Source organism: Streptomyces sp. NPDC051662, assembly GCF_040681655.1.
Classification (GTDB): domain Bacteria; phylum Actinomycetota; class Actinomycetes; order Streptomycetales; family Streptomycetaceae; genus Streptomyces.
Window position 1 is genome coordinate 1 of sequence record NZ_JBFAZD010000058.1, and the last position, 9056, is coordinate 9056.

Consider the following 9056-nt stretch of genomic DNA (forward strand, 5'->3'; position numbering starts at 1 on the left):
CGGAAAACGACACCCCATACCCACCACCGCCACCGGCTCATGCACACGCCCCTCAACCTCACAAAGCCGCCGCTCAACCCTATGAAGCTCCACCGACCCCGTCCCCGTCAGCAGGGAGTGGAGATGCGCGACGACGGCCGCGGGGGTCGGGTGGTCGAATGTGAGGGTCGGTGAGAGACGTACGTCCAACTCGGCGCCGAGCCGGTCGCGGAACTCCACCGCGCTCAGTGAGTCGAAGCCCAGCTCCTTGAAGCTGCGCGTGGTGACAACGGTGTCGTCGGTGCCGTAGCCCAGGACCATCGCGACCGTGTCCCGCACGAGGCTCATGAGCCGGCGGCGGTCCCGGACACCCTGGGTGCGGGGCGCGGCGGAGGTCGCCGGGCCCTCGGGCGCCGGCTCGGCAGGCACGGGCGGAGCGGGCGGAGTTGGCGCCGGCGGAGGGGTTCCCACCGCCTTCTCCGGTACGGCCCCGGACCGTACGGGCTCAGGCCCGTCGACCGGCCAGTGGCTGCGACGCCGGAACGCGTAGCCGGGCAGGGCAATCCGCCGGCCGCCCGGGAACACGGCCGCCCAGTCCACATCACAGCCTTGGGAGTGCGCGGTGGCCAACGCGCTGACGACGGAGGCGGGTTCCGGTCTGCCGCCGCGCAGGGCGGGAACGCACACCGCGCCTCGCTGATCGGAGAGGGCGTCACGCGCCAGGGGCGCGAGTACCGCGTCCGGCCCGAGTTCGAGATAGGTGGTGCAGCCCGTGTCGCGGAGCGTCAGCAGACCGTCGTGGAAGCGCACGGTCCCGCGTATCTGCCGGACCCAGTGGTCCGGGGTGTCGATGCCGTCGGCCACCCGACCGGTCACATTCGAGATCACCGGGATCGCGGGGGCGTGGAAGGTCAGGCCGTCGGCGACCGCCCTGAAGGCGTCCAGCATCGGCTCCATCCGGGCCGAGTGGAACGCGTGGCTCACCGTGAGCCGGCTGGTCTTGCGGCCACGGGAGGCCCAGTGCGCCACGACGGCGGCGACGGCTTCCCCATCGCCGGAGACGACCGCGGAACCAGGGCCGTTGACGGCGGCGATCGAGACCCCGGTCCCTCGCAGCAGCGGCTCGACCTCGTCGACCCCCGCCTGGACGGCGGCCATCGCGCCGCCCTCGGGCAGTCGGTCCATCAGCGCTCCGCGTGCCGCGACCAGCACACAGGCGTCGGGCAGGGACAGCACACCGGCGGCGTGCGCGGCGGCGAGTTCGCCGATGGAGTGGCCGATCAGCTGACCGGGCGTCACGCCCCAGTGCGCGAACAGCCGGAACAGCGCCACCGACACGGCGAAGAGCGCCGGCTGAGTGTAGGCGGTCCGGTCGAGCAGGGCGGCCTCCGCGGTGCCGGGCGCGGCCCACAGCACGTCCCGCAGCGGCCGGTCGAGCAGACCGTCGAAGTGGGCGTGGATCTCGTCGAAGGCTTCCGCGAACGCCGGGTAGGTCTCGTACAGTTCGCGTCCGGCGCCGAGCCGTTGCGCGCCCTGGCCCGAGAACATGAAGGCGGTCGTTGCGGTTCCGGCCGCCGGGCCGACGGCAGGACCCAGCACCGTACGGGCGGAGCGCGTGCCCCGCGCGAGGGCGTCAAGACCCGCGAGGAAGTCGTCCTCGCCGGAAGCGACGACGACCGCCCGGTGCGGATGACGCGCCCGAGTGGTCGCCAGCGAGAAGCCGGTGTCGACCGGGCTCAGTCCGGGGTTGTTCTCGACGAACTCCTTGAGCCGAGCGGCCTGTTCGCCGATGTCCGGGGCATCGCGTCCGGAGATCACCCAGGGCAGCGGGCCTCGGAGACTCGCCGACGGGGACGTGTCGCGGGGTCCGGCCGTGTCAGTGTGGCCGGACACCGGTGCCTCCGCCAGGACGACGTGGGCGTTGGTGCCGCCCATACCGAAGGAGCTGACGCCCGCGTACAGCGGGTGCTCGTCGCGCGGCCAGGAGGAGAGACCGGTGACGACGCTCAGGCGGAGGGTGTCGAGCGGAATGCTCGGATGGGGAGTCTCGAAGTTCAGACTGGCGGGCACCTGGCGGTGCTCGATACAGAGCCCCGCCTTCAGCAGACCGGTGATGCCCGCCGCGCCCTCCAGATGGCCGATGTTGGTCTTGGCCGAGCCCACCAGCAGCGGGTTCCCCCGGCCCCTCGTGCTGCCGTAGGCGGCGCCCAGGGCCGCCGCCTCGATCGGGTCGCCCACCGCTGTGCCGGTGCCGTGCAGTTCGACGTACTGCACGGTGTCCGGGGCGACACCGGCGTGCTCGCAGGCACGCCGCAGTACCGCCTCCTGACCCGCGGCACTCGGTACGGCCAGGCTGCCGTCGGTGTCACCGTCGTTGTTCGTCGCACTGCCCCGGATGACACAGTGCACCGGGTCACCGTCCGCCAACGCGCGGGACAGTGGTTTCAGCAGGACGACCACGCCGCCCTCACCACGGACGTATCCGTTGGCGCGCGCGTCGAAGGTGAAGCAGCGGCCGTCCGGTGAGAGCGCGCCGAACTTCTCGACGCAGACGGTGCTGTCCGGATCGACGATGAGGTGGACTCCGGCCGCGAGGGCCATCGCGGACTCGCCCCTGCGCAGGCTCTCGCACGCCAGGTGCACGGCGACGAGGGAGGAGGACTGGCCGGTGTCGACGGCGAGGCTGGGACCGCGCAGTCCCAAGGTATGGGAGACACGGTTGGCGAGGAGGCCGCGCTGCGTCCCGCCGAGGGTGTGCCGGGTCATCCGGTCCGCTCCCAGGCGGCCCCTCAGTTTCGCGAAGTCGTCCGCCATGGCGCCCACGAAGACGCCCGTGCCGCTGCCTTCGAGTGCGGCGGGAGAGATCCGGGCGTCCTCGACACACTCCCAGGCGAGCTCCAGCATCAGCCGTTGTTGCGGATCGGTCGCCGCCGCCTCCGCCGGAGAAATACCGAAGAAATCGGCGTCAAATCTGTCGACCTGCTCGATAAAACCCCCGGTGGGTGTCGCGCGCCCCGGGCCCGAAGAGGAGTCATGCACCGAAAGGGGCGGCAGAATCCGCCCCTCCGGCATTTCGGAGACGGCACTCGCCCCATCGGCGAGCAGCCGCCAGAAGGCCTCGGGGTCCGCTGCTCCCGGAAGTCGGCAGGACCATCCGATGACGGCGATCGAATCGCCTGGAACTCCGTGCTCCGCGCCTTTTCCACTCGGGGCTTCCGCATCGGCGGAGTGCGTGGAATCCACTCGTCGCCCTGGACCACCGCGCATGGCGCATACCCCCTGTACACGAGCACCTGACCGTGGTGGAAACTTTCGCAGAGGCCGCCTGGATACGCACCTCCGATATTGCTCTACTCGGCTTTGCGCGTGGGGGTTTTGTCAATACCGCGATACGGAGACCGCCCGCACACGGCCGCCCCGATCAACACCGGCTCCGGATAGGGCAGTACCGAGGACCGCGTTAAATTCGGGACGAATTGTCCGGCGTCCAGCAATCGCGCCCGGGCGGCCGTCCTGTGCTGCGCGGGCTCCTGCTCCGCGCACTCGGCCGCGTAAATGCCCAGGAGATTGTGGAAGCGGTACATCCCCTCGCCGGCCTCCTCCAGCAGATGGCAGTCGGCGAGCACGCCCAGCACCTGCTCCGCGTGCACGAGGTCGCAGCCCATCAGTGCGGCGGCGATGGCGGGAGTGATCATCTCGCCCTGGTAGAGCCCGAGAAGACGGAAGAGCCGAGCCGCGTCCGCCGGGAGAGCGTCGTACGCCACGGCGTACGCGGCCCGGAGACTCGCCGCCACATCGTCCTCGACGGCGAGACGGTCGAGGCGGCCCTCCTCCGCGGCGTGCTGCTGCGCCATGTCGGCCAAGGTCAGCCGGGGATGCTCGGCCAGCCCCTCGGCGGCGATCCGCAGCGCCAGCGGAAGACGCCCGCACATCTCGGCGAGCCGGGCGGCGGCCTCCCACTGTCCCTCGACCCGCCCCGCACCGATCAGATAGGTGATCAGCCGTACGGACTCGGCGGACGACAGGGGTTTGAGCGCGATGCGGTACGCACCGTCCCTCACCACCAGTCCGCGTTGCACCCGCCGACTGGTGACCAGCACACACGCCTGCCCGCTCGGGATGAGCGGTCGTACCTGCTCCGCGTTGACGGCGTCGTCCAGCACCACGAGCACCCGCTTGCCGTGGAGCAGGCTGCGGTACAGCGTCGCGCGTCCGGCGAGGTCGTCGGGGAGACGTGACTTCGCCACCCCCAGACTGCCCAGCAGTTGTGCCAGGGCGTCCATGGCGCTCAGCGTTCTCTGCCGCGAGGCCGCACCGTACATGTCCACATAGAGCTGGCCGTCGGGGAACCGGTCGCCGAGCTGTCGCGCCGCGTGCAGCGCGAGTGTCGACTTGCCGACGCCCGGGGCTCCTTCGACGACCACCAGCGTCGGGCGCATCTCGGGCCGCCCGCCGCCCTGCGCGGTGAGGGCCTCCAGCTGCGCCAGCTCCTTCGTGCGTCCGACGAACCCGCGTGCGCTGTAGGGGAGTTGAGCAGGGCGCACGGCCGGTACCGGGTCGGCGGGCGCGGCCTTGGCGGGGGCCGCTGTCTGACGGCCCTCGCGGATGGCCGCGATGTCCGTCACACACGAGACGAGGTCCGGGTGTCCGGCGAGGATCTGGGCGTGCAGGGACTGCAGTTCGGTGCCCGGTTCCAGGCCCAGTTCCTCACTGAGCAGGCGTCGGGTCTCCCGGTACACCCCGAGTGCGTGCGCCCGGCGTCCGCCGCGGTACAGGCTCAGCATCAGGAACCAGCGCAGTCGTTCCCGCAGCGGTTCCCTGGCGACCAGGTTGGAGAGCATGGGAACGGCCTCGGCGTGCCGGCCCACGGCGAGCATGTCGGCGGCCCACTCCTCGACGGCGGTCAGGCGCAGCTCCGCGAGCCGGGTGCGCTCCATCGCGGCGAACGGCCCGGGGACGTTGGCGTAGGCGTGGGCGTCGCCCCGCCATAACCCCAGCGCCGCATCGAACTCCCTCAGCGCTTCCTGGGGTTGGCCCTGGCCGTGCAGGCGCCGGGCCGCCGCGTGGTGCCGCTCGAACAGCGCGACGTCGACGTGATCGGGGTCGAGGCACAGGGCGTATCCGCCCCCGGAGGAGGTGAGCACACCGCCGGAGGCTCGGCGTCCGCGGCCGGGTTCGAGCGCTCTGCGCAGACCAGCGACGTAGGTGTGCACACCGTTGACCGCGGTCTGCGGAACAGCGCTGCCCCACACCGCGTCGACGATCTCCTCGACGCCCACGATCTCGTTGACGCGGCTCGCGAGGACTCCGACCACCGCACGCTGCTTCGGTGGCCCGAGCAGGACTTCCGCCCCGTCGCACCACGCCCTCACTGACCCCAACAGTTCCAGCCGCACGTTCCCCCTCGTCGAACACGACCGCCGGCCTCCCGGCAACCCTTTGCAGCGCTCTGGCTCACGGGGTGAGGAGCTAGGTCCCGCCCCGTCCGTCTTTCGCCTTCGATGGAGCTCCGTTCCGTCCACAACTGTCACGATGGGACACGGTAACCACTGACGTCCCGTGGATGAGAACAACGTAGCCATCGCTCAAACACCTGTCACCGCTGACATTGCTCAACGCACACGTCCGCGCGCAAGGGGGCCACACCGCGAGGATCCCCGGCACCGGACGAGTCGTGGCAGCGGCGGGGAACAGCGGCGGCTGGGAACGGGCAGCGGCGGGGAACAGCGGTGGGCACGGGCCCCCGGTCACCAAGTGGCGTCAGCGCTCACCTGATCACCGGCGGGCCCGTGCCCACCGCCCTCGCGCCCCGGGGCGCGCGAAGGGTCGGGATACGACGGCCGCGGCCGTTACCCGATCAGCCGCGACATCGCGTCGAGGCTGCGCAGTGTGTCCGCCTCCGGAGCGGTGTCCAAGGTGAAGAGGATCCGGTCCGCGCCCGCCGCTACGATCGACTCGACCACCCGTGCGTCCGAAGGCACTTGGTACGCCGTCACCGGAATGTAGCCACGGCCCCGCTCCTGCGCACGCCGTCGGAAGTCGGCCACGAGATCCCCGAGATTGCCTTCCCCCTCAAGCATCATCGGCAGCCAGATGAGCCCCCAGTCGTCACCGAAGTCCAGGACACGCTCGACGGCCGCGGGATGGTTGCCCCCGACCATGACCGGCGGATGCGGACGCTGTACCGGCTTGGGCCAGGAGAACACCGGGTCGAAGGAGACGAAGTCACCGTGGAACTCCGCCTCCTCCTGGGTCCAGAGGGCCTTCATGGCGAGTACGCGCTCGCGCAGCAGCGCCATACGCGTCCTCGGGTCGGTACCGTGATTGCGGATCTCCTCGCGGTTCCAGCCCGCACCGACACCCACGGCCGCGCGGCCACCCGACACGAGATCGAGCGAGGCGATCTCCTTGGCCAGGGTGATCGGATCGCGCTGGGTGACCTGGAACACCCCACCGCCCACGATCAGCCGCTCCGTGGCCACCGCCGCCGCGGTGAGCGACACGACGGGGTCCAGGGTGCGGTAGAGATCCCGGCCCAGTTCCCCACCGCCCGGCCACGGGGTCTCCCGCTTCACCGGAATGTGGGTGTGCTCGCCGACGAACAGCGACTCAAATCCGCGTTCCTCCAGGGCTCGGCCCAATTCCGCGGGCCCGATTCCCTCGTCGGTCACCAGGGCCGACACACCGAACTTCACACGCTCTCCCCACATCGAGTCGTACCGGTCAGCAAGGCCATGGGCCCGATCAGCCGGCGGCGGGTACGAGCGTTCCGCCGGCGGTCGCGATCGGTACCGTGTCGGAAATTCCCTCGGCTCGGACGATCTTCTCGTCACGGATGACCCAGAAGTGCACGAAGCGCACGTTGAATTCGTTTCCCGACTCCTTGAACCGTCCGCTCCACCAACCGAGTGCGGCGACCCAGTCACCGGACGGAAGGTACTGTTCCACTTCGAACTTGGCCTGATCCAGATGGCCCAGAGCACTGGCGAAGTACGCGGCGGCTCCGTCGAGCCCCTTGTATTCGCCGTGCGACCACGGCAGCGACTTCGGGGCGATCATCTCGACCTCGGGATCACAGGTCCCGAGAACCATCTCGATATCGAAAGCGGTCAGGCCCGCGTAAACGCGCTTCACCGTGTCGACAGGCTGCTCCGGCATTTCTTCCTCCATCATTTCCGGTGATACATGGTTTTCTCCCGTGCCCGGCGGTCCCGGGCTACGGCACGGCACTCCCGACGGGGGAGGCCGCCGCGCGGACGGCAGGCGATCTGCGGGCGGCGCGCAGCGAACGGGCGATCACGGTCGGCCGCATGAGCGCGGACGGCGGGGCCAGCATCTGCTGGACCTCCAGCATCACGCGGTGCACATCCACCGACGTGTGACTGGCGCGGGTGACCTGACCCACGTACCAGTTGGCGAGGTCGGTGCCGAACGCCTTCGGACCCACCGTTTCCGGGAAGATGAAGTCACCCGCGGTCGCGATCCGCCACGGCATGTCGACAAGCTTGCCCACCGCCCGGAAGTAGGTGCGCGTCATCATGGCGGTCGGCCCGCCGACGCGGTCGAGGCACTCACCGAGTTCGAGCGCCTCCAGGATGGCCACGGTCATGCCCTGGCCGTACAGCGGATTGAAGCTGCACACGGCGTCGCCGATCGCCACATAGCCCGCCGGCGGCTGGCTCAGCCGCTCGAAGAAGCGCCGACGGGCATGGGGGTACGTGTAGCGCACCGCGTCGCCGTCGTCCACCGGCTCGGACCGGGCCAGCAGATCGGACATATGGGAGACCGGCAGACCGGCGGCGAACTTCGCGAACCCGGCGGGGTCGGTGGGCGCGTAGGTGCGGTGCCAGCCCCCCAGAGTGACGAGCCAGCGGTCTCCCTCCACGGCGAAGGCCGCCGCGGCCCGCTTGTCGTTCGGTGAGATCGAGGCCATCAGATAGATCAGACCGCCCTGCTCGGTCAGTTGGTCACCAGGGAGTCGGTGCAGCAGACGGCTGGTATAGCCGACGTCGATCTTCACGGTGTCGACCTCGGGGGCGGGGCAGCCGACGTGTTCGAGCCAGCGGTCCCCCCGGTCGCTCCGCCCGGTGGCATCGACGACCAGATCGGCGGAGATCACCTCGCCCGTGTCGAGCTCCACACCGGTGACCTGACCGGTGACCCCGGTGACGCCGGTGACCGAAGTACCGCCCCGCAGCTCGGCGTTGGGCAGCGCGCTCACCCGCCGTCGCAGCGAGAACTCCAGAAAGGCACGGGTCACACTGACACCGAGCATTCCCGTGGGGTACGGGATACGGAAGGCACCCATCTGGTGGAACATGAGGTCGTTCCCGGGGTCCCACGGGACCGCGCCGCTCGCGGTCAACTCGGCGGTGAGTCCGGGAAACACCTTCTCAAGCGCCAGCCGACCGCCGATGAGCAGGGCATGGCCGTGACGGGCCTGCGGCACGCCCTTCCGGTTCCGCGCGTCGGAGGGCAGCTCGTCCCGGTCAAGGACGGTCACTCTCTCGAACCTGCTGGCCAGCGTGCCAGCGGCGGTGAGGCCGGCTATGGAGCCTCCGATGACGACCGCATGCCTAGCAAGCACGCCTACGCACCCACCTTCATGAGAAGTCCGTGATCTCCTGGATCACCGGGTCTCCTGGTGAGTCTGCGTCGAGGCGTCGGGGACTTCGCCTCCGTGATTGCTCAATCCCCCCACGGACAACAGAACTTCTCGCCGCGGCCCATGCGATTCCGGCCCTGAATCGCGCACAGCTCCCGCATGACCATCGGTGACGAGCGACCGCTCCCCGACTCTGCCGGGGCGCTCCCCGGCTCAGCCGAGGAAGCTCAGCCGGACCTGACGGTTCGGATTGTCCCTTTTCGTATCGACCAGACAGACGGACTGCCAGGTGCCCAGCTCCAGCCGGCCGCCGATCACCGGCAGCGTCGCGTGCGGGGGGACTAGGGCGTGTTGCGAAAGTAGCGCCGTCCGCCCGCAGGGCGGGCCCGGCGGCGTCCGGTGCGTGCGATCGCAAGGCGGAGGGTCTCCCCAGTACTGGACGTACTGGGGTGATCCGACAACGCGGCGAGCG

5 protein-coding genes and 1 pseudogene are annotated in these 9056 nt (G+C 70.1%); all 6 read right to left on the reverse strand.

All coding sequences use genetic code 11. The features are described from left to right. Positions 1-3246, reverse strand: a 3246-nt coding sequence (locus AB0M67_RS41335; RefSeq protein WP_365753348.1) for a beta-ketoacyl synthase N-terminal-like domain-containing protein, incomplete at its 3' end; no start/stop codon positions are given. A gap of 83 nt (positions 3247-3329) precedes the next feature. Continuing rightward, positions 3330-5375, reverse strand: a complete 2046-nt coding sequence (locus AB0M67_RS41340) for an AfsR/SARP family transcriptional regulator (protein WP_365753349.1) — start codon at positions 5373-5375, stop codon at positions 3330-3332. Positions 5376-5828: 453 nt separating this feature from the next. Continuing rightward, complete coding sequence (locus AB0M67_RS41345; RefSeq protein ID WP_365753350.1) at positions 5829-6674, reverse strand: LLM class F420-dependent oxidoreductase; 846 nt, start codon at positions 6672-6674, stop codon at positions 5829-5831. A gap of 49 nt (positions 6675-6723) precedes the next feature. Next, positions 6724-7152: a nuclear transport factor 2 family protein gene (locus AB0M67_RS41350; protein ID WP_365753351.1), complete on the reverse strand. Its 429-nt coding sequence runs from the start codon at positions 7150-7152 to the stop codon at positions 6724-6726. Positions 7153-7195: 43 nt separating this feature from the next. Continuing rightward, complete coding sequence (locus AB0M67_RS41355) at positions 7196-8566, reverse strand: monooxygenase (RefSeq protein WP_365753353.1); 1371 nt, start codon at positions 8564-8566, stop codon at positions 7196-7198. A 231-nt stretch (positions 8567-8797) separates the two neighbouring features. After that, positions 8798-8932: pseudogene (locus AB0M67_RS41360) on the reverse strand (YjbQ family protein); the annotation flags it as partial. Positions 8933-9056: the final 124 nt, after the last annotated feature.